Raw genomic sequence first — 21708 nt, 5'->3', positions numbered from 1 at the left:
TAATTTTCAGGATCCCCCATGGATATCACCCGCCGCGACTTCCTCAACGGCGTCGCTGTCACCATCGCCGCCGGCATGACCCCACTGCAAATCCTGCAAGCCGCCCCCGATGGCCGTTACTACCCACCCGCCCTCACCGGCCTGCGCGGCAGCCATGCCGGCTCGTTCGAAGTGGCGCACCAGATGGGCTGGGAAAAGAAGGTGTTCGACACCGACACACTGCCAATCACTGAGGACTACGACTTGGTGGTCGTGGGCGGCGGCTTGAGTGGTTTGTCGGCGGCGTGGTTCTACCGCGAGAAGCACCCCAAGGCGAAGATCCTGATCCTGGAAAACCACGACGACTTCGGCGGCCACGCCAAGCGCAATGAATTCCAGGCCGGTGGCCGCATGATCATCGGCTACGGCGGTAGCGAAGCATTCCAGTCGCCCAATCACCTGTACAGCAAGGAAGTGAACGGGCTGTTGAAAAAGCTCGGGGTGAACATCAAGCGCTTCGAAACCGCCTTCGACCGCCAGTTCTACCCAGGCCTTGGGCTGTCGCGCGGGGTGTTCTTCGACAAGGAAAACTTCGGCGAAGACAAACTGGTGACCGGTGACCCGACACCGATGGTGGCCGACGATATTGCACCGGACCAGTTGAATGCCCGCGCCATCCGCGACTTCATCAATGACTTCCCCTTGCCAGCGGCAGACCGCCTGGCCCTGATCGAACTGCACACCGCGCCCAAGGATTACCTGCCGGGCAAGACGGCCGAAGAAAAGGCCGACTACCTGGCGGCTACCAGCTACCGCGATTTCCTGCTCAAGAACGTAGGATTATCGGAAGGCGCGGTGAAATACTTCCAGAGCCGCACCAATGACTTCATGGCGTTGAGCATTGATGCCGTAGCTGCTGCTGACGCTTATAGCGTGGGTTTCCCAGGCTTTGCCGGGATGAACCTGGCGCCGATCAGCGAAGAAGCGGCAGCCGAAATGGAAGAGCCCTACATCTACCACTTCCCGGATGGCAATGCCTCGGTCGCGCGGTTGCTGGTGCGCAGCCTGATCCCGGGCGTGGCACCAGGGCACACCATGGACGATATCGTGCTGGCGGCGTTCGACTACGCCAAGCTCGACCAGCCCAAGGCAGCCGTACGGCTGCGCTTGAACAGCACGGCGGTCAGCGTGCGTAACGTTGGCAACAGCGTGCATATCGGCTATAGCCGTGGCGGACAACTCGCACAGGTGCGCGGCAAACGCTGCATCCTGGCCTGCTACAACATGATGATCCCGTACCTGTTGAAGGATTTGCCGGCGCCCCAGGCCCAAGCGCTCAGCCAGAACGTGAAGTACCCGCTGGTGTACACCAAGGTGGTGATCCGCAATTGGCAGTCGTTCCAGAAGTTGGGCGTGCATGAAATCTACGCGGCGACCCAACCTTACAGCCGCATCAAACTGGACTATCCGGTAAGCATGGGCGGCTACGACCACCCGCGCGACCCGGCGCAGCCGATCGGCTTGCACATGGTCTATGTACCCACCAGCCCCAACAGCGGCATGAACGCCCGCGACCAGGCCCGCGCCGGGCGGGGCAAGCTCTATGGGCAGACGTTCGAGCAACTGGAAGCGCAGTTGCGTGACCAGTTGCAACGCATGCTCGGGCCGGGCGGGTTTAACCATGAGACCGACATTCTGGCGATCACTGTCAACCGCTGGTCACACGGTTATGCGAGCTTCTCCAACAGCTTGTTCGACGATGCGGACCAGAGCGAGGCGTGGATGAACCTGGCGAAAAAGCCGGTGGGGCATGTGAGCATCGCCAACTCGGACGCGGCGTGGAGTGCGTATGCGCATGCGGCGATTGATGAGGCGTATCGCGCAGTCGCTGAAGTGAGCTGAACTGAGGACTTGTAGTGAGCGGGCTTGCCCCGCGCTGGGCTGCAAAGCGGCCCCAAAACCCGGCGCCGCGAAATACCTGAAGGCATGCGGCGGTCCGGTTAGGGCTGCTTCGCAGCCCAGCGCGGGGCAAGCCCGCTCACTACAGGCTGGCGGACCTTGAAATGTCTTGTCGCACTTGCAACGCCATCATCCCGCTATCAATCAATTTTCCTACGTCATCGAACCGCTTAAGCTATCCGGCGTCTGTTTAATGTCCGTTGCGTTTGGCCGAAGGCATGTCCGAACCGTAATTTCTGATCCGCTACGTGCCAGGAACGGCGCGGGATTTGCTCACGACAGGTTGTCTCTATGCACCGCAGGAATTTGCTCAAAGCGTCCATGGCCATTGCGGCTTACACCGGTTTGTCGGCCAGCGGCCTGCTCGCCGCCCAGGCCTGGGCCGGGAACCGTGCCGCTGATGGCAAGGCCGTGGCGTTCGATTTCGAATCGCTCAAGGCCCAGGCCAAACAACTCGCCGGGACCGCTTACAAGGACACCAAACAGGTGCTGCCGCCGACACTGGGGACCATGACCCCGCAGAATTTCAACGCCATCGGCTACGACGGTAACCATTCGCTGTGGAAGGAATTGAATGGTCAATTGGACGTGCAGTTCTTCCACGTCGGCATGGGCTTCAAGACGCCGGTGCGCATGCATAGTGTCGACCCCAAGACCCGCGAAGCGCGCGAAGTGCATTTCCGCCCATCGCTGTTCAACTATGAAAAGACCACGGTCGATACCAAGCAATTGACCGGTGACCTGGGTTTTTCCGGCTTCAAGCTGTTCAAGGCGCCGGAGCTGGACCGCCATGACGTACTGTCATTCCTCGGCGCCAGCTACTTCCGCGCAGTGGACAGCACCGGGCAGTACGGCCTCTCGGCCCGTGGCCTGGCCATCGACACCTACGCGAAAAAGCGCGAGGAGTTCCCCGACTTCACGCAGTTCTGGTTTGAAACCCCGGACAAGAACGCCACCCGCTTCGTGGTCTACGCCCTGCTCGACTCCCCGAGCGCCACCGGTGCCTACCGCTTCGATATCGACTGCCAGGCCAACCAGGTGGTGATGGCGATCGACGCACACATCAACGCGCGTACCACTATCGAACAACTGGGCATCGCACCGATGACCAGCATGTTCAGCTGCGGCACCCACGAACGCCGTATGTGCGACACCATCCACCCACAGATCCATGATTCGGACCGCCTGGCCATGTGGCGCGGCAACGGCGAGTGGATCTGCCGCCCGCTGAACAACCCGGCCAAGCTGCAATTCAACGCGTTCGCCGATAAAGACCCGAAAGGCTTCGGCTTGGTGCAGACCGACCATGAGTTCGCCAGCTATCAGGACACCGTGGACTGGTACAGCAAGCGCCCGAGCCTGTGGGTGGAACCAACCACTGCGTGGGGCGAGGGCTCTATCGACTTGCTGGAAATTCCTACAACCGGTGAGACCCTGGATAACATCGTGGCCTTCTGGACCCCGAAAAAACCCGTGGCGGCCGGCGACTCGCTCAACTACGGCTACAAGCTGTACTGGAGCGCCCTGCCACCGGTGAGCACACCGCTAGCCCAAGTGGACGCGACCCGTTCAGGCATGGGTGGCTTTACCGAGGGCTGGGCACCGGGCGAGCACTACCCACCCGTGTGGGCGCGCCGTTTTGCCGTGGACTTCAAGGGCGGCGGCCTGGATCGCCTTCCACAGGGCACCGGGATCGAGCCAGTGGTGACTTGCTCCCACGGCCAGGTCAAGGATTTCAGCGTGCTGGTACTGGATAACATCAAGGGCTACCGCATCCTGTTTGACTGGTACCCGACCAGCGACAGCGTGGAGCCGGTGGAGCTGCGCCTGTTCATCCGCACCCAGGACCGCACCTTGAGTGAAACCTGGTTGTACCAGTACTTCCCGCCGGCTCCGGACCAGCGTAAGTACACCTGATCGCCCCCTGTAGGAGCTGGATTACCAGCGATGCAGGCACACCGCAGTGCCTGCATCGCTGGCAAGCCAGCGCCTACAGGTGCTCAGAACCGCGACACACTCTTCATCGCCCCAATCAAATAGCGCATCGCCACCTGATCGTTCTCGGTCAGGGCGCGGTACTGCGCCAGTAATTCCAGTTCATCCGAACTCAGCCTTCGGCCACGCAAAAACACCCTGCGGGCCAGAAACGACACCACCACCCCCGCTACACCATAGGACTTGGCCATGGACTGCTTCTCCTGATATCCATCAAATACTCCCGTTGCCCCGAACCGCCTACCACGAAGCGCAATGCCTCAGTGGGCAAACCAACTGACTTCCTGGGCCAGAAATCAGGCTTACCCTAAGCGTAGAAACCTTATTGCTCAGCGTGGGACTTTTTTAGAGTAATCACTTAAATATTTGCTCCGGTAACAAAGACCTACAGTCCTTTCTCACCTAACGGTCGGTAGAGATGAATGTCATGGGGCTCTTGTGCAAACAGTTCTGGATCAGGTTGCTGCAGCAACCGGCAGCCTTGGCGTAGGTAAAAGTCCACGGTATTGCGCGATTCCGTGGCCGAGATGTACAACGCATCCGCTCCGGTTTGGCGGCCGTGCTCACGGGCCAGCGCGAACAAGCGCCCTCCCAGCCCCAAGCCGCGCGCCGCATGGCTGACGTGCAGGAACGTCAGTTGGCGCATCCGCAGCGTTTGGTTATGGAGCGTGCGATTGTCAGTTAACGCACGTTCCACCAGCATGATGGCCTCCTGCTTTTAGGCGACCCAGGATCAGGCTTGCGTCAAACGCGAGCAAGAAAAAACCCACCGGGTCAGGGTGGGTTTCGTCGGCCGCTCAGCCAGGCTCAGTCACGCAGGTCCGACTCATGAATCGGCTGGTCCCGGTGCGTGGCGCGCTGATACTGAGCTGGCCAGATGGCCTTGCGTCCGCCCAGGTCATCGTCGGCATGCAGCGGCCAATACGGATCACGCAACAGCTCACGGGCCAGGAAGATGATATCGGCCTGGCAGGTGCGCAAGATGTGCTCAGCCTGGGCCGGCTCGGTGATCATGCCAACGGTGCCGGTGGCCATGCCCGACTCTTTGCGCACGCGCTCGGCGAAGCGCGTCTGGTAACCGGGGCCGGTGGGGATCTCGGCGTTGGCGGCGGTGCCACCGGAGGAAACGTCGATCAGGTCCACCCCCAGGTCCTTCAGGCGACGCGCCAGCTCCACGGTTTCATCGGGGTTCCAGCCGTCTTCCACCCAATCGGTGGCCGACACCCGCACAAACAGCGGCAACTCCTGGGGCCAGACATCACGCACGGCCTGGGTCACTTGCAGCACCAGACGGATGCGGTTTTCGAACGAGCCACCGTACTGGTCCTGACGCTGGTTGCTGATCGGTGAGAGAAATTGATGCAACAGGTAACCATGGGCCGCGTGGATTTCCACTACTTCGAAGCCTGCGGTCAACGCACGCTTGGCGGCGGCCACGAAGTCGGCGATCACTTGTTGGATCTGCCCTTCGTCCAACGGCTTGGGCTGGGTGTGCTGAGGGTCGAAGGCAATCGGCGATGGCCCTACCGGCGTCCAGCCGCCATCCTCCGGTTTGACGCTGCCGTGCTTGCCGATCCAAGGCCGGTGAGTGCTGGCCTTGCGCCCGGCGTGGGCCAGTTGAATGCCGGCCACCGCGCCTTGGGCCGCGATAAAACGAGTAATACGTTGCAGCGGTTCGATTTGTGCGTCGTTCCACAGGCCCAGGTCCTGGGCGGTGATGCGGCCATCGGCAGTCACAGCGGTGGCTTCGGTGAAAATCAGCCCGGCGCCACCGACGGCACGGCTGCCAAGGTGCACCAGGTGCCAGTCATTGGCCAAGCCGTCGTCGCTTGAGTATTGGCACATGGGCGACACGGCGATGCGGTTGAGCAGGGTCAATTGACGGAGGGTATAGGGTTCGAGCAGCTGACTCATGGCGCACCTCTTCTGGTTCTGTGGGCACTATTCAAACAGTGCTTAGAGCCTAGTCGACAACGCTGGATTGCACAGGGTTCAGAAGGAAAAGCGGGGACCGATTGCCGGCCCCCGTATTGCAACAGCTTACATTTCGACCTGAGTGCCCAGTTCGATCACCCGGTTTACCGGGAGTTTGAAGAAGCGCAGGTTGCCGTTGGCGTTCTTCAACATAAAGGCGAACAAAGCTTCGCGCCAACGGGCCATGCCCTTGATCCGCGAGGCGATGACCGTTTCGCGGCTGAGGAAGTAGGTGGTGCGCATCGGGCTGAAGTCCAGGTCATCCAGATGGCACAACTTCAGCGCCTCCGGCACATCCGGCTCATCGGTGAAACCGAAGTGCAGGATCACTCGGAAAAAGCCTTCGCCGTAGGCATCCACCTCGAACCGCCGTGCGGCCGGTACGCGGGGAATGTCCTCGTAGACCACCGTCAGCAACACCACTTGCTCATGCAATACCTGGTTGTGTAGCAGGTTGTGCAACAGCGCGTGGGGCACGGCGTCCGGGCGCGCGGTGAGGAACACGGCGGTGCCCTGCACGCGATGAGGCGGCTGAACGCGGATACTGCTGATGAAGATCGGCAGCGGCAGGCCACCTTCGTCGAGGCGTTCCACCAGCAATTGCTTGCCGCGCTTCCACGTGGTCATCAGCACGAACAGCACGATCCCCGCCAGTACCGGGAAGGCACCGCCCTGGATGATCTTCGGCACGTTGGCGGCGAAGTAAAGACCGTCCACCAACAGGCAGCAAACCAGGACAGGAACAGCCAGAATCGGCGGCCATTTCCATAGCAGCAGCATCACCGCCGACACCAGGATGGTGGTCATCAACATGGTGCCCGTCACCGCCACGCCGTAGGCCGATGCCAGTGCGTTGGACGACTCAAAGCCCAGCACCAGCAGGATTACGCCAACCATCAGCGACCAGTTCACCGCGCCGATGTAGATCTGGCCCTGCTCGGCGCTTGAAGTGTGCTGAATGTGCATGCGCGGGATGTAGCCCAGCTGGATCGCCTGGCGTGTCAACGAGAACGCACCGGAAATCACTGCCTGGGAGGCAATCACCGTGGCCAGGGTAGACAACACCACAAGCGGGATCAGCGCCCAGCTCGGCGCCAGCAGGTAAAACGGGTTGCGCGCGGCTTCCGGGTCACCGAGCAGCATGGCGCCCTGGCCGAAATAATTGAGCACCAGCGCCGGCAGCACCAGCATGAACCAGGCGCGGGCGATGGGTTTGCGGCCGAAGTGACCCATGTCGGCATACAGTGCTTCGGCGCCGGTCAGTGCCAGCACCACCGCGCCGAGGATGGCCACGCCAATGCCGGGATGCGCCTCAAAGAAGCGCACCGCCCACATCGGGTTCATCGCACTGAGCACTTCAGGGTGCAGGGTGATGCCATACACACCCAGGCCGCCCAGTACCAGGAACCAGGTCACCATCACCGGCCCGAAAAGCTTGCCGATGTGGTCGGTGCCATGTTTCTGGATCAGGAACAGCGCCACCAGCACCACCAAGGCGATGGGCACGACCCATTTTTCAAGGCCGTCGAAGGCCAGTTCCAGGCCTTCGACCGCAGACAACACGGAAATCGCCGGGGTGATCATGCTGTCGCCGTAGAACAGCGCCGCGCCGCAAAGGCCACACACCACCAGGAAGCTACGCAACTTCTTGCGCTCCCCCGCCGCCCGTCGTGCCAGTGCCGTGAGCGCCATGATGCCGCCCTCGCCCTGGTTGTCGGCACGCAGCACGAACAACATGTACTTGATCGACACCACCCAGATCAGCGACCAGAAGATCAGCGCCAGGATCCCCAGCACGCCGTCATGATTGACCTGAACCCCATAACCGCCGTTGAACACCTCTTTAAGGGTGTAGAGCGGGCTGGTCCCGATATCGCCGTAAACCACCCCGACCGCTGCCACCAGCATGCCGATCGGCTTGGCGTTTGAATGCTCGGCACCTGCTGCCTGACTACTCGCGTGACCCATCAACCACTCCTGCCCTTTGACCTGCGGTCTTTATTAACAACGCGTCTAAGCTGACCCTAGCATGCGCTGTTTTACTTCTCGTAACAGACGTTTTGTTGACCTTAGGACTTTACCTTCGCGCAACGGCGCGAAGCATAGCGCAGCACTCGTCGCATTTCCCTGCATAAAGCTGGTCAAGTGCGCTGCCCGTCGCTAGAATTGCGCACTTTTTGATCAGAGGCGCACCAAGCGCCCGTCCGCAGCCTTGTCGTGCCCGACTGGCGGCGTCATTCAATACCGAGGTTAGACATGTCCACCACCATCGCAAAAGCCAACCCCAAGGTTGGCTTTGTTTCCCTGGGTTGCCCGAAGGCTCTGGTCGACTCCGAGCGCATCCTCACGCAACTGCGTATGGAAGGCTATGACGTTGTGTCCACGTATCAGGACGCCGACGTGGTGGTGGTCAACACCTGCGGCTTCATCGATTCGGCCAAGGCGGAATCCCTGGAAGTGATCGGCGAAGCGATCAAGGAAAACGGCAAGGTCATCGTGACCGGCTGCATGGGCGTGGAAGAAGGCAATATCCGCAACGTGCACCCGAGCGTGCTGGCGGTGACCGGTCCGCAGCAATACGAGCAGGTGGTCAACGCCGTGCACGAAGTGGTACCGCCGCGCCAGGACCACAACCCGCTGATCGACCTGGTGCCACCGCAAGGCATCAAGCTGACCCCGCGCCACTACGCGTACCTGAAGATTTCCGAAGGCTGCAACCACAGCTGCAGCTTTTGCATCATCCCGTCGATGCGCGGCAAGTTGGTCAGCCGCCCGGTCGGTGACGTACTCGACGAGGCCCAGCGCCTGGTCAAGTCCGGCGTCAAAGAGTTGCTGGTGATCTCCCAGGACACCAGCGCCTACGGCGTCGACGTGAAATACCGCACGGGTTTCTGGAACGGCGCGCCGGTGAAAACCCGCATGACCGAACTCTGCGAAGCCTTGAGCAGCCTGGGTGTGTGGGTACGCCTGCACTACGTCTACCCGTACCCGCACGTGGACGAGCTGATCCCGCTGATGGCCGCCGGCAAGATCCTGCCGTACTTGGACATCCCGTTCCAGCACGCCAGCCCGAAAGTGCTCAAGGCCATGAAACGCCCGGCCTTCGAAGACAAGACCCTGGCGCGTATCAAGAACTGGCGTGAAATCTGCCCGGAGCTGATCATCCGTTCGACCTTCATCGTCGGCTTCCCCGGCGAAACCGAAGAAGACTTCCAGTACCTGCTGGACTGGTTGACCGAAGCCCAACTGGACCGCGTCGGCTGCTTCCAGTATTCGCCGGTGGAAGGTGCCCCAGCCAACCTGCTGGACCTGGCCGTGGTGCCGGACGACGTCAAGCAAGACCGCTGGGAGCGTTTCATGGCGCACCAGCAGGCCATCAGCTCGGCGCGCCTGCAACTGCGCATCGGCAAGGAAATCGAAGTGCTGATCGACGAAGTCGACGAGCAAGGCGCGGTCGGCCGTTGCTTCTTCGATGCGCCGGAAATCGACGGTAACGTGTTTATCGACGATGCCAGCGGTTTGAAGCCAGGCGACAAGGTCTGGTGCACCGTGACCGATGCCGACGAATACGACCTGTGGGCTGAAAAGCGCGACTGATCGGCAACACACCAAAAAGCCCTGCATTTGATCAAGATGTGGGGCTTTTTTAGGTCTATCGTTTGCTCATCGCCAATCATCGGCAGGGGCAGCGGGCATGCGTCGGCATTCGGTTATCCACACACCTAAAACCAGCGATTATCAAAAACTGACTGAAATCTGGGAGTCCTCGGTGCGGGCCACCCACGATTTTTTGCCGGACAGCTATATCGAACGGCTGCGCAACCTGGTGCTGACTCATTACCTGGACACGGTGATGCTGATTTGCACCAAAGACCCGCACCAACGCATCACCGGGTTTGCCGGTGTCGCCGCTGGCAAGGTCGAGATGCTGTTTATCGACCCGCAGCACCGGGGCCAGGGCCTTGGCCGGCAACTGCTGCGTTATGCGGTCGAGCATTTGCACGCCGACGAGCTGGAAGTGAACGAGCAGAATCCCCAGGCACTCGGCTTTTACCTCAAGCAAGGCTTCGAGGTGATCGGACGTACGGAGCACGATGGGCTGGGCCAACCGTATCCGTTGCTGCACATGCGTTTGCGCTCTTCTGTGGGAGCTGGCTTGTCGGATCCCACAAAAAGCCACAGCACTGAAATGGGGCCGGGATTAACCGCGCCCACACAGGTACAATAGCCGCCCCCTTTTGCTACGGCCCTTGTCATGACTGACCCCATACGCCTCTCCAAACGCCTAATCGAACTGGTCGGTTGCTCCCGTCGGGAGGCTGAGCTGTTTATCGAAGGCGGCTGGGTCTCGGTGGACGGTGAAGTGATCGACGAACCGCAGTTCAAGGTCACCACCCAGAAGGTCGAACTCGACCCGGACGCCAAGGCCACCGCGCCCGAGCCGGTGACCATCCTGCTGCACGCCCCCGCCGGCGTGGATGCCGAAACGGCCATGGTGTCGATCAGCGCCGATACCCTCTCGGAAGAACACCGCTTCGGCAAGCGCCCGCTCAAGGGCCACTTCCTGCGCCTGACCGCCAGCGCCGACCTGCAAGCCAAGGCCAGCGGCCTGCTGGTGTTTACCCAGGACTGGAAGATTCTGCGCAAGTTGACCGCCGATGCTGCCAAGATCGAGCAGGAATACGTGGTGGAAGTCGAAGGCGACATGGTTGCCCACGGCCTCAATCGCCTTAACCACGGCCTGACCTACAAAGGCAAAGAGCTGCCGGCGGTCAAAGCCAGCTGGCAGAACGAAAACCGCCTGCGTTTTGCGATGAAAAACCCGCAGCCAGGCGTGATCGCGCTGTTCTGTGAAGCGGTTGGCCTCAAAGTCATTGCCATTCGTCGTATCCGCATCGGCGGCGTGTCCATCGGCAAGGTGCCGGTTGGCCAATGGCGTTACCTGTCCGGCAAAGAAAAGTTCTAAGCCGCCGCCCTTTTTCCCGACACCGCCTCTTTTGCGCGGTGTCCTCAGTTGAATACCAGGATTGCCCACCATGATTCACAATGACGTACTGCGCAGCGTGCGCTACATGCTCGACATCAGTGACAACAAGATGGTCGAGATCATCAAGCTCGGCGGCATGGACGTAACCAAGGACGACCTGCTGACCTACCTCAAGAAAGATGAGGAAGAAGGCTTCGTGTTCTGCCCGGATGACGTCATGGCGCACTTCCTCGACGGCTTGGTGATCTTCAAGCGCGGTAAGGACGAAAGCCGTCCGCCGCAGCCGATCGAGACCCCGGTGACCAACAACATCATCCTCAAGAAGCTGCGCGTGGCCTTCGAACTGAAGGAAGATGACATGCACGCCATCCTCAAGGCCGCCGAGTTCCCGGTGTCCAAGCCTGAGCTGAGCGCGCTGTTCCGCAAGTTCGGCCACACCAACTATCGCCCGTGCGGCGACCAGTTGCTGCGCAACTTCCTCAAGGGCCTGACGCTGCGAGTTCGTGCGTAAGCCATGAGTTACAACGTCTCGCCCGTCGGCTTCGTGCGCTCCTGCTTCAAGGAGAAGTTCGCCATCCCACGCCAACCTCAGTTGGCACCTGCCGCCCGTGGCGTGCTGGAACTGGTGGCGCCGTTCGACGGTGGCGAAGCCGTACAAGGCCTGGAGCAGGTCAGCCACGTGTGGTTGCTGTTCCTGTTCCACCAGGCGCTGGAAGACAAGCCACGCCTGAAAGTGCGCCCGCCGCGCCTGGGTGGCAACACGTCCATGGGCGTGTTTGCCACCCGCGCCACCCACCGACCCAACGGCATCGGCCAGTCAGTGGTCAAGCTGGAAAAAGTGGAGCCAGGACGGCTGTGGATTTCCGGGATTGATCTGCTCGATGGCACGCCGGTGCTGGATATCAAGCCGTATGTGCCGTATGCCGACGTAGTCGACACGGCGACCAACGACATCGCCAGCGTCGCGCCACAGCTGATTCCGGTGCAATGGCTCAAGACAGCGCTGCAGCAGGCACAAGGCCACGCTCAGCGCCTGGGCGAGCCACTGGTGGAACTGATTGATCAGTGCCTGGCACAGGATCCACGGCCGGCGTATCAGACGCCGGGGCCAGAGCGGGAATATGGCGCGCAGTTCTGGGATGTGGATGTGCGTTGGCACTATCCCGAGCCTGGGATGATTTGTGTACTGGAAGTACTCCCAGCTCACTGAATAAACCGGAAACAAAATGTGGGAGCGGGCTTGCTCGCGAAAGCGGTGTATCAGTCAATAACTCTGTCGACTGACACTCCGCTTTCGCGAGCAAGCCCGCTCCCACATTTTTTAGATCTGTGTTGTTACTGACCCAGCATTACTTCTCGACGAACGCACGCTCGATCAAGTAATCACCCGGCTCACGCATCCGTGGGGAAACTTTCAGGCCGAAGCTATTCAACACTTCGCTGGTTTCGTCCAGCATGCTTGGGCTGCCGCACAGCATGGCGCGGTCATCCTCGGGGTTGATCGGCGGCAGGCCGATGTCGCTGAACAGCTTGCCGCTGCGCATCAGGTCGGTCAGGCGACCTTCGTTTTCGAAAGGCTCACGGGTCACGGTCGGGTAGTAGATCAACTTGTCACGCAGGGCCTCGCCGAAGAATTCGTTCTGCGGCAGGTGCTCGGTGATGAATTCGCGGTAGGCGACTTCGTTGACGTAACGCACGCCGTGGCACAGGATCACTTTTTCAAAGCGCTCGTAGGTTTCCGGGTCCTGGATTACGCTCATGAACGGAGCCAGGCCAGTACCGGTGCTGAGCAGGTACAGGTGTTTGCCCGGCTTCAAATCGTCAAGCACCAAGGTGCCTGTCGGTTTTTTGCTGATGATGATCTCGTCGCCTTCCTTCAAGTGCTGCAATTGGGAAGTCAGCGGGCCATCCGGGACCTTGATGCTGAAAAACTCCAGATGCTCTTCCCAGTTCGGGCTGGCAATGGAGTAAGCGCGCATGAGCGGGCGGCCGTTGGGCTGTTGCAGGCCGATCATCACGAACTGACCGTTCTCGAAGCGCAGGCCCGGATCGCGGGTGCACTTGAAGCTGAACAGAGTGTCGTTCCAGTGATGAACACTGAGGACACGCTCGTGGTTCATGTTGCTCATGTACGGGGGACTCCTGGAAATGGGTCTGCGCCAAAGATGGGATGCGCAATTGCACAGCATTCTAATGGCGGCGACAATATCTGTTAACTGGATTATTAAGATAAGGGTTATCGGTTATATCGATATGCGATTTACTCTCCGTCAACTGCAAGTCTTCGTCGCCGTCGCCCAGCAGGAAAGCGTCTCGCGCGCTGCTGGCCTTCTGGCCTTATCTCAATCCGCCGCCAGCACCTCGATCACCGAGCTGGAGCGCCAATCCAGCTGCCAATTATTCGACCGCGCGGGCAAACGCCTGAGCCTCAACGCCCTCGGTCATCAGCTATTGCCCCAGGCGGTTGCGCTGCTCGACCAGGCCAAGGAGATCGAGGACCTGCTCAACGGCAAGTCCGGCTTCGGTTCCCTGGCGGTGGGCGCCACCCTCACCATTGGTAATTACCTGGCGACCCTGTTGATCGGCAGCTTCATGCAGCAACACCCCGAGAGCCAGGTGAAGCTGCATGTGCAGAACACTGCGCATATCGTGCACCAGGTGGCGCACTACGAAATTGACCTGGGTCTAATCGAAGGCGACTGCAGCCACCCGGATATCGAGGTGCAAACCTGGGTGGAGGATGAACTGGTGGTGTTTTGCGCGCCGCAGCATCACCTGGCCAAACGAGGCATGGCAACCATGGACGAGTTGACCCAAGAGGCGTGGATCCTGCGAGAACAGGGCTCAGGTACTCGCCTGACCTTTGACCAAGCCATGCGCCATCACCGTAGCGCGCTGAATATCCGCCTTGAGCTGGAGCACACTGAGGCGATCAAACGCGCGGTGGAGTCAGGATTGGGGATTGGCTGCATTTCGCGGCTGGCGCTACGCGACGCATTCCGGCGTGGCAGCCTGGTGCCGGTGGAAACCCCGGACCTGGACCTGGCCCGGCAGTTCTACTTCATCTGGCATAAACAGAAGTACCAGACCTCGGCAATGCGCGAGTTCCTGGAACTATGCCGCGCCTTCACCGCCGGGGTTCAGCGCAGCGACGAGATCGTGCTGCCGAGCATTGCCTGAGGGTTAGATCAGGATCACGGCCCAGACCAGGGTGATCATGGTCAGTGCGACGAACTGCGCAGCGCTGCCCATGTCCTTGGCGTTTTTCGACAGCGGGTGGCGGTCCAGGGAGATGCGGTCGATCGCCGCTTCCACTGCCGAGTTAAGCAATTCGACGATCAACGCCAGCAGGCAGACCGCGATCAGCAAAGCACGCTCGACCCGGCTGACATTCAGGAAAAAGCTCAACGGGATCAGGATCACGTTAAGCAGCACCAACTGGCGGAACGCTGCCTCGCCAGTGAACGCCGCGCGCAGGCCATCCAGCGAATAACCCCCAGCATTGAAGATACGTTTGATACCGGTTTGACCCTTGAAAGGCGACATAGACGTTGGCAACTGAACTAAAAGGAGTGGGAAAACTAGATCACGCAAAGTCAAAAAAGCGTGAATCGGTAGCCGCTTAATGCTGCGAAATTGACTCAAGTTGTTGCAAGAGCAGCGCCGCCTGGGTGCGCGTACGCACGCCCAGCTTGCGGAAGATCGCCGTAACGTGGGCCTTGATCGTCGCTTCCGACACGCTCAACTCGTAGGCAATCTGTTTGTTCAACAAGCCTTCGCAGACCATGGTCAGCACCCGGAACTGCTGCGGTGTCAGGCTGGCAAGACCATCACGGGCGGCCTTGGCTTCGTCGGACACGTTGATTTCTTCAAACGCTTGCGGCGGCCAGGACACATCCCCATCCAGCACGGTGCGTACAGCCTTCTGGATATCTTCCATCGCACTGGACTTGGGAATGAAACCGCTGGCGCCAAACTCCTTGGAGCGCACCACCACGTCGGCTTCTTCCTGGGCAGAGACCATCACCACGGGAATCTGCGGGTATTGACCGCGCAACAACACCAAACCTGAGAAACCGTAGGCACCGGGCATGTTCAGGTCGAGCAGCACCAGGTCCCAGTCGGATTTTTCGGTGAGGCGGGCTTCCAGCTCGGCAATACTGGCCACTTCGACCAGGCGGACGTCCGGCCCAAGGCCCAAGGTCACGGCCTGGTGCAGCGCACTGCGAAACAACGGGTGGTCATCGGCTATCAGGATTTCGTATGTGGCCATTGATTAAATGATCCTGTTTTTTAGGGGTGCCCTGATCGGCGCCCAGCATGCCCAGCGTAGCCTGGAGGGTCAAGCGCTACGCCCGTGGGCATTTTAGCGGGTTGCGGGTTCGTGGTGCCATCATGCAAACGTCGTCTGGTTACACCTTCGGAATATAGGGAGCAAGACGCGCATGAACTGTGTCCGCCGGATCCAGAGGCATCTGGAACTTGGCGGCCAGGTAATGAGTACTGAAGACATCCAGGTAGGCATCCAGGACTTCACTGGCCACCCGATCATCGGCCAGTTCCAGACACAGCGCGGCGACCTCGGCGGTGCAAAAATGATCATCGCGTTTGGAACGACGCAGTTTGTAGCGCGATAGCTGCTCGGGCGCCAGGCTGAGCACCGGCAAATGCTCCAGGTAGGGGCTTTTGCGGAACATCTTGCGCGCTTCACTCCAGGTGCCATCCAGCAGGATGAACAGTGGGCGCTTGCCCTCCTCCACCTTCACTTCGCTGACAACACGCTGCGGCGCGACGAATTCGCCGGGGAACACGATATAGGGTTGCCACTGCGGGTCGGCCAGCAAGGTCAGCAGTTCAGGATCGACTTCGGTGCGCGACCAGGCGAACGCCGTGGTGTCATCAATCACATCGGCGATCAGCCACCCGGTATTGCTGGGTTTCATGGGCTCCACGTCATGCATCAGCAGGCACATCGCTGAGGTGGCGGCGACTTTTGGTCGCCAGGCACACAAGCAGTACTCAGGAATGACACGGCAGCCGGGGCAGCGCTCGGCACGCGAACCACGATTGAGGAACGGACGGACGGCACGGGCCAGGCGCTGGGTGCGCAGGCGGTACACGGCGTGGCTCATCGGATGCGCCGGTGGGACGGGTAAATCGACACGGTGAAAACTCGTGGACGGCTGAGGTGGCGGCAGTTTACCAGCGATACGCCTGGCTGTAGTGGCAAGGGCTCACCTATAATTGCGCGCCACTGAACGCACAGCGCAGTGGCTGGTCTATGCACCAGTAACCGAATCAGGAGAGTTTCATGCTGCGTTCCATGCTGCGCCTTGTCGCCCCATCCGTCGCCCTCGCGCTGGTATTGCCCGTGTGCGCCCAGGCGGCCTCGCTGCTGGAGGCCCAAATGAACCGGAAGCTGCAAAGCGTCGCGGCTGAGAGCAACAAAGACCTGCCCCGGGAAATCGACGAAAAGACCCTGGAAGTGGCCTACACCGTTGAAGGCATGCAACTGATCGATCACCTGAGCGTCTTGCCCGACCGCGCCGAACAGATGCGCGCTAATCCCAAGGCGGTGTATTTCCAACTCGGCCAGAGCGTATGCCTGAACAAGGGTTACCGTGAGCTGATGGCCAAAGGCGCGGTGATGCGTTACGAAATCACCGAGAACAAGACCAACCGCCCTGTGGCCTCGGTAAAGTTCGTGGAAGCGGATTGCCCGGCACCGACAAAAAAGAAAAAGTAACGGCTTGACCTTCGCGCGCTGCCGTCCGGTGGCGCGTACTCCCCCGCTTCAACGCCTCCCAGACAGCTAGACTCCGTACTGAGCGACCAATAAGTGGTTGCCAGCCAAGGGTTTTCCGGCCCATGATCAAGTCATCCCGCCCATTCATCCACAGTGTTTTTCATGCTGTTCTGTAACATTTTCAGGGCAAAAGAAGGTTGCCCCCCGCGGCAAACAGCGACACAAGCAGTGTCGTAGCCTCCGGCGAAGGTGCCCTGCAAGAAGGAGAAGTTGAATGCCTTACGAACCGAATGACCGCCTGCTCCGACATTTCGAAGAACACGGCACCGACCTCACCCAGCAGGTCGACGCACAACTCCAGCTGATCGCCCCCAACAGCCCGAATATCCCCCTGTATCGCGACATGATCCTCACCGTGCTGCGCATGGCCCAGGACGACCGCAACCGCTGGAACGCCAAGATCACCCTGCAAGCCATCCGCGAACTGGACAATGCCTTCCGCGTGCTCGAACAGTTCAAGGGTCGCCGCAAGGTGACGGTGTTCGGCTCGGCACGCACCCCGGTGGAAAGCCCCCTGTATGCACTGGCCCGTGAAGTCGGCGCGGCACTGGCGCGTTCGGACCTGATGGTGATCACCGGCGGCGGTGGCGGCATCATGGCCGCCGCCCACGAAGGCGCGGGTCTGGAACACAGCCTGGGGTTCAATATCACCCTGCCGTTTGAACAGCATGCCAACCCAACCATCGATGGGACAGAGAATCTGCTGTCCTTCCACTTCTTCTTTACCCGCAAGTTGTTCTTCGTCAAGGAAGCCGATGCCCTGGTGTTGTGCCCAGGCGGTTTCGGTACCCTGGATGAAGCACTGGAAGTGCTGACGCTGATTCAGACCGGCAAGAGCCCGCTGGTCCCGGTGGTGCTGCTGGACGCGCCAGGCGGCGGATTCTGGCAAGGCGCCCTGGACTTCATCCGCAACCAGTTGGAAGCCAACCGCTACATTCTGCCCACCGACCTCAAGCTCATACGACTGGTTTACAGCGCCGAAGAGGCTGTGGACGAGATCAACCAGTTTTATGCCAACTTCCACTCCACCCGCTGGCTGAAGCGCGAGTTTGTGGTGCGCATGAATCACCCGCTCAGTGAACAGGCATTGGCCCATTTGCAAGGCGAGTTCGCCAGCCTGCGACTGAGTGGAGAGTTCCGACAGCTCGCGTATACCGGCGAGGAACATGATGAGCCGAGGTTCAGCCATTTGACGCGGTTGGTGTTCAACTTCAACGGGCGCGACCAGGGCCGGTTGCGGGAGTTGGTGGATTACATCAATTTGCCGGAGAACTGGGCACAGGCCCAGGGCAAGGCGCAGCAGCGAGTGGCGCCGGAGCCGGCGTGATTTTTTGAGGGCAAAAAAAAAGACCCACTATTTTCATAGTGGGTCTTTTGTTTGTTCAGAAGCTCAATCATCGATGTCCCGGCCGCTCAACAAGCGGCTGATCATCTCCATCGAAAACCCGCGGTAGCTGAGGAATCGTCCCTGCTTCGCTCGTTCCCTGGCATCAATCGGAAGATGACCAGAGAACTTGCGCCGCCAGGTGTCCTCCAACTGCGCCTGCCAACTGATCCCGCACTCGCGCAGGGCATGATCGATATCAGCGCGTTGCAGGCCACGCTGGCTCAGCTCTTCGCGAATACGCGCCGGGCCGTAGCCGGAGCGGGCTCGGTAGGAGATAAAACTTTCGAGGTATCGGGCTTCGGAAAGCAGCCCCTCTTCCGTCAGGCGGTCGAGGGCGGTTTCGATCATCTCGGGCTCTGCGCCGCGCTGACGCAATTTACGCGTCAGCTCGACTCGACCATGCTCGCGGCGAGCGAGCAGGTCCATTGCAGTGCGCCGAACGGCGACGAGTGTATCCAGTACAACTGTCATCGTGTGCTTCAGATGTCGGTGTCAGCTTCTTCCACTTCTTCAACCGGCTCGCGATTGGCGGCAGCTTTCACGTCTGGAGCGGCAGTCAGCAGCTTGTCGCGGATCTGCTTTTCAAGCGTGGCAGCGATATCCGGGTTGTCTGCCAGGAACTTGGCCGAGTTGGCCTTGCCTTGGCCGATCTTGCTGCCGTTGTAGGCATACCATGCACCGGATTTCTCGACGAAACCGTGCAGCACACCCAGGTCGATCATCTCGCCGTTCAGGTAGATGCCCTTGCCGTAGAGAATCTGGAACTCGGCCTGGCGGAAAGGCGGGGCCACTTTGTTCTTCACGACTTTAACGCGGGTTTCACTACCTACAACCTCATCACCTTCTTTCACCGCGCCGGTACGGCGGATGTCCAAACGGACCGAAGCGTAGAACTTCAGCGCGTTACCACCGGTGGTGGTTTCCGGGCTGCCGAACATCACGCCGATCTTCATACGGATCTGGTTGATAAAGATCACCAGGCAGTTGGCGTTCTTGATGTTACCGGTGATTTTACGCAGCGCCTGGGACATCAGACGGGCTTGCAGGCCCACGTGCATGTCACCCATTTCGCCTTCGATTTCAGCCTTGGGCACCAGGGCGGCCACGGAGTCGACCACGATCACGTCGATGGCGTTGGAGCGCACCAGCATGTCGGTGATTTCCAGGGCTTGCTCACCGGTGTCCGGCTGAGAAACCAGCAGGTCGTCAACGTTGACGCCCAATTTGCCGGCGTACTCAGGGTCCAGGGCGTGCTCGGCGTCGACGAACGCACAGGTGGCGCCCATTTTCTGCGCCTGGGCAATCACCGACAGGGTCAGGGTGGTTTTACCGGAAGATTCAGGACCGTAGATTTCAACGATACGGCCTTTTGGCAGGCCGCCAATGCCGAGCGCGATGTCCAGACCCAGAGAGCCCGTGGAAATAGCCGGGATCGCCTGACGGTCGTGATCGCCCATACGCATTACGGCACCCTTGCCGAATTGACGTTCGATCTGACCCAGGGCCGCAGCCAAGGCTTTCTTCTTGTTGTCGTCCATTAAAGTCCTCACGTAATCAATAAGGCCGGGGCGGCCAACACCTGTATAAGTAGACAGTATTGTTCCACAAAGATCGGAGATCGCCTACCCCTGATTTTCTATTTCTGCTGCAGCTCGTCGCAACAAGCCCTCTAGCGCGGCCTTTACCGTTTGTCGGCGGACCTCGTCGCGGTTGCCAGGGAAGTGCTGCAGCTCAGCCGTCAGCTCATCGCCCACGCCAAAGGCCAGCCATACCGTACCCACCGGTTTGTCCGGCGAACCACCGTCCGGCCCTGCCACACCACTGACGGCGACAGCAAACCGCGCCAGGCTTTTTTCCTGGGCGCCACGGACCATTGCCTCCACCACTTCCTGGCTGACGGCCCCGACTTTTGCAAACAATGTCTCCGGCACATTCAATTGCCGGGTCTTCTGCCGATTGGAATAGGTGACATAGCCCGCCTCGAACCAGGCTGAGCTGCCCGGAATTCGCGTAATGGCCTCCGCGATACCGCCGCCGGTGCAGGACTCGGCCGTGGTGACATGGGCGTTGAGCACCTGCAGGCGGCGGCCCAGTTCGGCAGCCAGTTGAGTGATTTCCTTCACGGTTGTCTCCAGTCGTGGGCGGGGGTTCGCCTACCCTACAGGAGACAATCTCACACGCAAGTGACGGACTGTCTCAAGACACTAACGGGCGACGGCTCGCACATACGCCTGGCAGGCACGCAAGGCAATCAGGGCGCTGTCGCCGTCGTCGGTGATGCGGATAATTCGCTGAGCATGCGCTGGGTCAAGTCGGGCTCGCGGGGCTGCATGAACCACGCTGCCGGCGGCGGTGGCGGCCGGCATTGGGCAACCACTGGAAGCGTCGAGAAGGACTGACAGCCGCACATCAGCAGTGGCAATGCGGTCACGCAAAGCTGCTTGAGTACGTTGGGCATCGCTCAACTCCCGGGCATGTTGTTGGTCGATGGCACTGAGCTGTTGCTCAAGGGCCAGCCGCTTGTCTTGTTCGGCCTGCTGTTGCTGCAGGGCTGCCTGGGTCTGTATTGCTGACAAGTGTTCAATCTGCGCCCCGTACCGCCACGCCTGCACCTGCCAGACAACAGCCAACAGCACGCATACGCCAAGCACACCTAGGAAACGCATAGCACCGCCTTGGCCCGCGCCCACAACTGCAAACGGTCCTCCAGGCCATTGAGCCCGCCGTTGATACGCCGGGTGATGGTGGTGAACTGGTCCTTGTCGGCGAGTTCATTCAAGCCATTGCTTTGCCAGAACCAGGCGGCGGATTCACAAGCCCATTGCGGTTGCTCCAGTAATTCGGGTTGTCGCAGCAAGCGATCATCGCCGAACAGCACCTCGCTGCAGGCCAGGTAGTTGCGGCGACCGGTGATCTGGATCAGCCCCCGGCCCCTGTACTTCTGGCCGTCGCCGTCCGCTTCAGGGGTGTTGCCCAGGCGTGCGGCCAGGGTGCCGGTGTCGTACTTGCTCAAATAAGTATCGCTGCCGAGTTCGCGCACGTAGCGCAGTTCGCCGGACTCGTGGCCGATCTGCGCGAGAAAAGCAGCAGCGCGCAGTACGCTGTTGATTTCGTACCGAACAAAAGTCGCATTCAGCGCGGTTGAAAAAAGGCCCGCCATACGGCGAGCGCCTGGCATGATTTGAATCAATTGAGGCTGCGTTATCAACACCACAGTCACCTTGAAAGCCCCCCTAGGTAGACAAACCAACGTCCGTGTTGGAACTGCGATAGGCACTGACCATTCCAGCCAGGTGCAACGAACTCGCGCCCCCAGTGATTAAGAAGATCACCCAGGTACGCCAATTCGCCAGGTCGTCCTTGTGCCACCAACTGGCGATCACCGCCCCAACGAGGCCCGCAATCAACAATTCGAACCTGTCGATCTTGTCGAGCAGGCGCTGTAAATACTCCATGCGCTCGACTCCGTGGGGCATGACTTGAATTGGAACGGCCCCAGCAGCACTCCCAGCTCGGAGCAATGGGTGTGGTGGAGCCGAAAACGAAAAGGCCCCGATCATGTCGAGGCCCTGAATAGGTGCGCGGTCTTTCCCGCAGTCAGCCAAAGATCAGCCCAGCGTC

The 21708-nt window shown here is 60.2% G+C and carries 22 protein-coding genes and 2 pseudogenes; 10 read left to right on the top strand and 14 right to left on the bottom strand.

The features are described from left to right. Positions 1-18: 18 nt before the first annotated feature. Both EJ576_RS06870 and EJ576_RS06865 read left to right on the top strand, forming a co-directional pair. Complete coding sequence (locus tag EJ576_RS06870; RefSeq protein ID WP_126569927.1) at positions 19-1881, top strand: FAD/NAD(P)-binding protein; 1863 nt, start codon at positions 19-21, stop codon at positions 1879-1881. Positions 1882-2229: 348 nt separating this feature from the next. Further along, positions 2230-3855, top strand: a complete 1626-nt coding sequence (locus tag EJ576_RS06865) for a glucan biosynthesis protein D (protein ID WP_126569925.1) — start codon at positions 2230-2232, stop codon at positions 3853-3855. Positions 3856-3938: 83 nt separating this feature from the next. Here EJ576_RS06865 and EJ576_RS06860 read toward each other — a convergent pair whose 3' ends face one another. The 4 genes and pseudogenes from EJ576_RS06860 to EJ576_RS06845 all read right to left on the bottom strand — a co-directional run bounded on the left by EJ576_RS06860 (position 3939) and on the right by EJ576_RS06845 (position 7875). Continuing rightward, entirely contained in the window at positions 3939-4124 is a 186-nt protein-coding gene (locus tag EJ576_RS06860; protein ID WP_028619101.1) for a hypothetical protein, read from the bottom strand. 194 nt (positions 4125-4318) lie between these two features. Next, positions 4319-4615: pseudogene (locus EJ576_RS06855) on the bottom strand (GNAT family N-acetyltransferase); the annotation flags it as partial. Positions 4616-4740: 125 nt separating this feature from the next. Then, positions 4741-5847 (bottom strand): NADH:flavin oxidoreductase/NADH oxidase, encoded by a 1107-nt coding sequence (locus EJ576_RS06850; RefSeq protein ID WP_028619100.1) that lies wholly within the window; start codon positions 5845-5847, stop codon positions 4741-4743. Between the two features lie 126 nt (positions 5848-5973). Continuing rightward, positions 5974-7875: a potassium transporter Kup gene (locus EJ576_RS06845; RefSeq protein WP_028619099.1), complete on the bottom strand. Its 1902-nt coding sequence runs from the start codon at positions 7873-7875 to the stop codon at positions 5974-5976. Positions 7876-8163: 288 nt separating this feature from the next. Between EJ576_RS06845 and rimO the strand changes: the two genes are divergently transcribed. The 5 genes from rimO to tsaA all read left to right on the top strand — a co-directional run bounded on the left by rimO (position 8164) and on the right by tsaA (position 12104). Then, positions 8164-9504, top strand: coding sequence for a 30S ribosomal protein S12 methylthiotransferase RimO (rimO, locus tag EJ576_RS06840; protein WP_003231334.1), 1341 nt, complete (start codon positions 8164-8166; stop codon positions 9502-9504). Positions 9505-9601: 97 nt separating this feature from the next. Continuing rightward, positions 9602-10135: a GNAT family N-acetyltransferase gene (locus tag EJ576_RS06835; RefSeq protein WP_240037304.1), complete on the top strand. Its 534-nt coding sequence runs from the start codon at positions 9602-9604 to the stop codon at positions 10133-10135. A gap of 27 nt (positions 10136-10162) precedes the next feature. Then, positions 10163-10873, top strand: a complete 711-nt coding sequence (locus EJ576_RS06830) for an rRNA pseudouridine synthase (protein ID WP_126569923.1) — start codon at positions 10163-10165, stop codon at positions 10871-10873. Positions 10874-10943: 70 nt separating this feature from the next. Beyond that, a complete protein-coding gene (locus EJ576_RS06825) occupies positions 10944-11405 on the top strand; it encodes a DUF1456 family protein (RefSeq protein ID WP_016977930.1) in 462 nt (153 codons plus the stop codon). A gap of 3 nt (positions 11406-11408) precedes the next feature. Next, positions 11409-12104, top strand: a complete 696-nt coding sequence (gene tsaA, locus EJ576_RS06820; RefSeq protein WP_126569921.1) for a tRNA (N6-threonylcarbamoyladenosine(37)-N6)-methyltransferase TrmO — start codon at positions 11409-11411, stop codon at positions 12102-12104. A 139-nt stretch (positions 12105-12243) separates the two neighbouring features. Here tsaA and fpr read toward each other — a convergent pair whose 3' ends face one another. Beyond that, the gene (fpr, locus tag EJ576_RS06810; protein WP_003189055.1) at positions 12244-13023 is read right to left on the bottom strand and encodes a ferredoxin-NADP reductase; all 780 of its coding nucleotides are present in this window, start codon (positions 13021-13023) and stop codon (positions 12244-12246) included. A 124-nt stretch (positions 13024-13147) separates the two neighbouring features. Here fpr and EJ576_RS06805 point away from each other — a divergent pair, with 124 nt between their 5' ends. Then, a complete protein-coding gene (locus EJ576_RS06805; protein WP_028619094.1) occupies positions 13148-14074 on the top strand; it encodes a LysR family transcriptional regulator in 927 nt (308 codons plus the stop codon). A gap of 3 nt (positions 14075-14077) precedes the next feature. Here EJ576_RS06805 and EJ576_RS06800 read toward each other — a convergent pair whose 3' ends face one another. The 3 genes from EJ576_RS06800 to EJ576_RS06790 form a co-directional block, all read right to left on the bottom strand. Further along, positions 14078-14440, bottom strand: coding sequence for a diacylglycerol kinase (locus EJ576_RS06800; RefSeq protein ID WP_003172176.1), 363 nt, complete (start codon positions 14438-14440; stop codon positions 14078-14080). A gap of 76 nt (positions 14441-14516) precedes the next feature. Next, positions 14517-15167: a response regulator transcription factor ErdR gene (gene erdR / locus EJ576_RS06795; protein WP_003189050.1), complete on the bottom strand. Its 651-nt coding sequence runs from the start codon at positions 15165-15167 to the stop codon at positions 14517-14519. A 139-nt stretch (positions 15168-15306) separates the two neighbouring features. Then, the gene (locus EJ576_RS06790) at positions 15307-16026 is read right to left on the bottom strand and encodes a tRNA-uridine aminocarboxypropyltransferase (RefSeq protein WP_126569919.1); all 720 of its coding nucleotides are present in this window, start codon (positions 16024-16026) and stop codon (positions 15307-15309) included. A 179-nt stretch (positions 16027-16205) separates the two neighbouring features. Between EJ576_RS06790 and EJ576_RS06785 the strand changes: the two genes are divergently transcribed. Next, positions 16206-16640, top strand: coding sequence for a PA3611 family quorum-sensing-regulated virulence factor (locus tag EJ576_RS06785; protein WP_028619092.1), 435 nt, complete (start codon positions 16206-16208; stop codon positions 16638-16640). Positions 16641-16914: 274 nt separating this feature from the next. Next, positions 16915-18027, top strand: coding sequence for a TIGR00730 family Rossman fold protein (locus EJ576_RS06780; protein ID WP_122724074.1), 1113 nt, complete (start codon positions 16915-16917; stop codon positions 18025-18027). 63 nt (positions 18028-18090) lie between these two features. Here EJ576_RS06780 and recX read toward each other — a convergent pair whose 3' ends face one another. From recX to EJ576_RS06750, 6 genes and pseudogenes are all read right to left on the bottom strand, one after another. Next, positions 18091-18558 carry a recombination regulator RecX gene (gene recX / locus EJ576_RS06775; protein WP_123474679.1) on the bottom strand — a complete coding sequence of 156 codons (468 nt, stop codon included), beginning with the start codon at positions 18556-18558 and terminating at the stop codon, positions 18091-18093. Positions 18559-18566: 8 nt separating this feature from the next. Beyond that, on the bottom strand, positions 18567-19625 hold the full coding sequence (gene recA / locus EJ576_RS06770) for a recombinase RecA (protein ID WP_003189042.1): 1059 nt from the start codon (positions 19623-19625) through the stop codon (positions 18567-18569). Positions 19626-19709: 84 nt separating this feature from the next. Next, positions 19710-20210, bottom strand: a complete 501-nt coding sequence (locus tag EJ576_RS06765) for a CinA family protein (RefSeq protein WP_122724070.1) — start codon at positions 20208-20210, stop codon at positions 19710-19712. A gap of 81 nt (positions 20211-20291) precedes the next feature. Then, entirely contained in the window at positions 20292-20753 is a 462-nt protein-coding gene (locus EJ576_RS06760) for a lysis system i-spanin subunit Rz (protein ID WP_123474680.1), read from the bottom strand. Then, positions 20741-21298: a glycoside hydrolase family 19 protein gene (locus EJ576_RS06755; protein ID WP_122724066.1), complete on the bottom strand. Its 558-nt coding sequence runs from the start codon at positions 21296-21298 to the stop codon at positions 20741-20743. The genes EJ576_RS06760 and EJ576_RS06755 overlap by 13 nt, the downstream gene beginning before the upstream one ends. 58 nt (positions 21299-21356) lie before the next feature. After that, positions 21357-21542: pseudogene (locus EJ576_RS06750) on the bottom strand (MFS transporter); the annotation flags it as partial. Positions 21543-21708 lie beyond the last annotated feature (166 nt).

It is taken from the genome of Pseudomonas sp. C 49-2 (assembly GCF_003970195.1).
Classification (GTDB): domain Bacteria; phylum Pseudomonadota; class Gammaproteobacteria; order Pseudomonadales; family Pseudomonadaceae; genus Aquipseudomonas; species Aquipseudomonas canadensis.
This window is presented reverse-complemented; position numbering and strand designations above follow the sequence as displayed.

What these genes read in the sequence shown, in the direction of transcription:
- EJ576_RS06870 (WP_126569927.1), top strand. Translation starts at nt 19, where the DNA reads ATGGATATCACCCGCCGCGACTTCCTCAACGGCGTCGCTGTCACCATC.
- EJ576_RS06865 (WP_126569925.1), top strand. Translation starts at nt 2,230, where the DNA reads ATGCACCGCAGGAATTTGCTCAAAGCGTCCATGGCCATTGCGGCTTAC.
- EJ576_RS06860 (WP_028619101.1), bottom strand. Translation starts at nt 4,124, where the DNA reads ATGGCCAAGTCCTATGGTGTAGCGGGGGTGGTGGTGTCGTTTCTGGCC.
- EJ576_RS06850 (WP_028619100.1), bottom strand. Translation starts at nt 5,847, where the DNA reads ATGAGTCAGCTGCTCGAACCCTATACCCTCCGTCAATTGACCCTGCTC.
- EJ576_RS06845 (WP_028619099.1), bottom strand. Translation starts at nt 7,875, where the DNA reads ATGGGTCACGCGAGTAGTCAGGCAGCAGGTGCCGAGCATTCAAACGCC.
- rimO (WP_003231334.1), top strand. Translation starts at nt 8,164, where the DNA reads ATGTCCACCACCATCGCAAAAGCCAACCCCAAGGTTGGCTTTGTTTCC.
- EJ576_RS06835 (WP_240037304.1), top strand. Translation starts at nt 9,602, where the DNA reads ATGCGTCGGCATTCGGTTATCCACACACCTAAAACCAGCGATTATCAA.
- EJ576_RS06830 (WP_126569923.1), top strand. Translation starts at nt 10,163, where the DNA reads ATGACTGACCCCATACGCCTCTCCAAACGCCTAATCGAACTGGTCGGT.
- EJ576_RS06825 (WP_016977930.1), top strand. Translation starts at nt 10,944, where the DNA reads ATGATTCACAATGACGTACTGCGCAGCGTGCGCTACATGCTCGACATC.
- tsaA (WP_126569921.1), top strand. Translation starts at nt 11,409, where the DNA reads ATGAGTTACAACGTCTCGCCCGTCGGCTTCGTGCGCTCCTGCTTCAAG.
- fpr (WP_003189055.1), bottom strand. Translation starts at nt 13,023, where the DNA reads ATGAGCAACATGAACCACGAGCGTGTCCTCAGTGTTCATCACTGGAAC.
- EJ576_RS06805 (WP_028619094.1), top strand. Translation starts at nt 13,148, where the DNA reads ATGCGATTTACTCTCCGTCAACTGCAAGTCTTCGTCGCCGTCGCCCAG.
- EJ576_RS06800 (WP_003172176.1), bottom strand. Translation starts at nt 14,440, where the DNA reads ATGTCGCCTTTCAAGGGTCAAACCGGTATCAAACGTATCTTCAATGCT.
- erdR (WP_003189050.1), bottom strand. Translation starts at nt 15,167, where the DNA reads ATGGCCACATACGAAATCCTGATAGCCGATGACCACCCGTTGTTTCGC.
- EJ576_RS06790 (WP_126569919.1), bottom strand. Translation starts at nt 16,026, where the DNA reads ATGAGCCACGCCGTGTACCGCCTGCGCACCCAGCGCCTGGCCCGTGCC.
- EJ576_RS06785 (WP_028619092.1), top strand. Translation starts at nt 16,206, where the DNA reads ATGCTGCGTTCCATGCTGCGCCTTGTCGCCCCATCCGTCGCCCTCGCG.
- EJ576_RS06780 (WP_122724074.1), top strand. Translation starts at nt 16,915, where the DNA reads ATGCCTTACGAACCGAATGACCGCCTGCTCCGACATTTCGAAGAACAC.
- recX (WP_123474679.1), bottom strand. Translation starts at nt 18,558, where the DNA reads ATGACAGTTGTACTGGATACACTCGTCGCCGTTCGGCGCACTGCAATG.
- recA (WP_003189042.1), bottom strand. Translation starts at nt 19,625, where the DNA reads ATGGACGACAACAAGAAGAAAGCCTTGGCTGCGGCCCTGGGTCAGATC.
- EJ576_RS06760 (WP_123474680.1), bottom strand. Translation starts at nt 20,753, where the DNA reads ATGCGTTTCCTAGGTGTGCTTGGCGTATGCGTGCTGTTGGCTGTTGTC.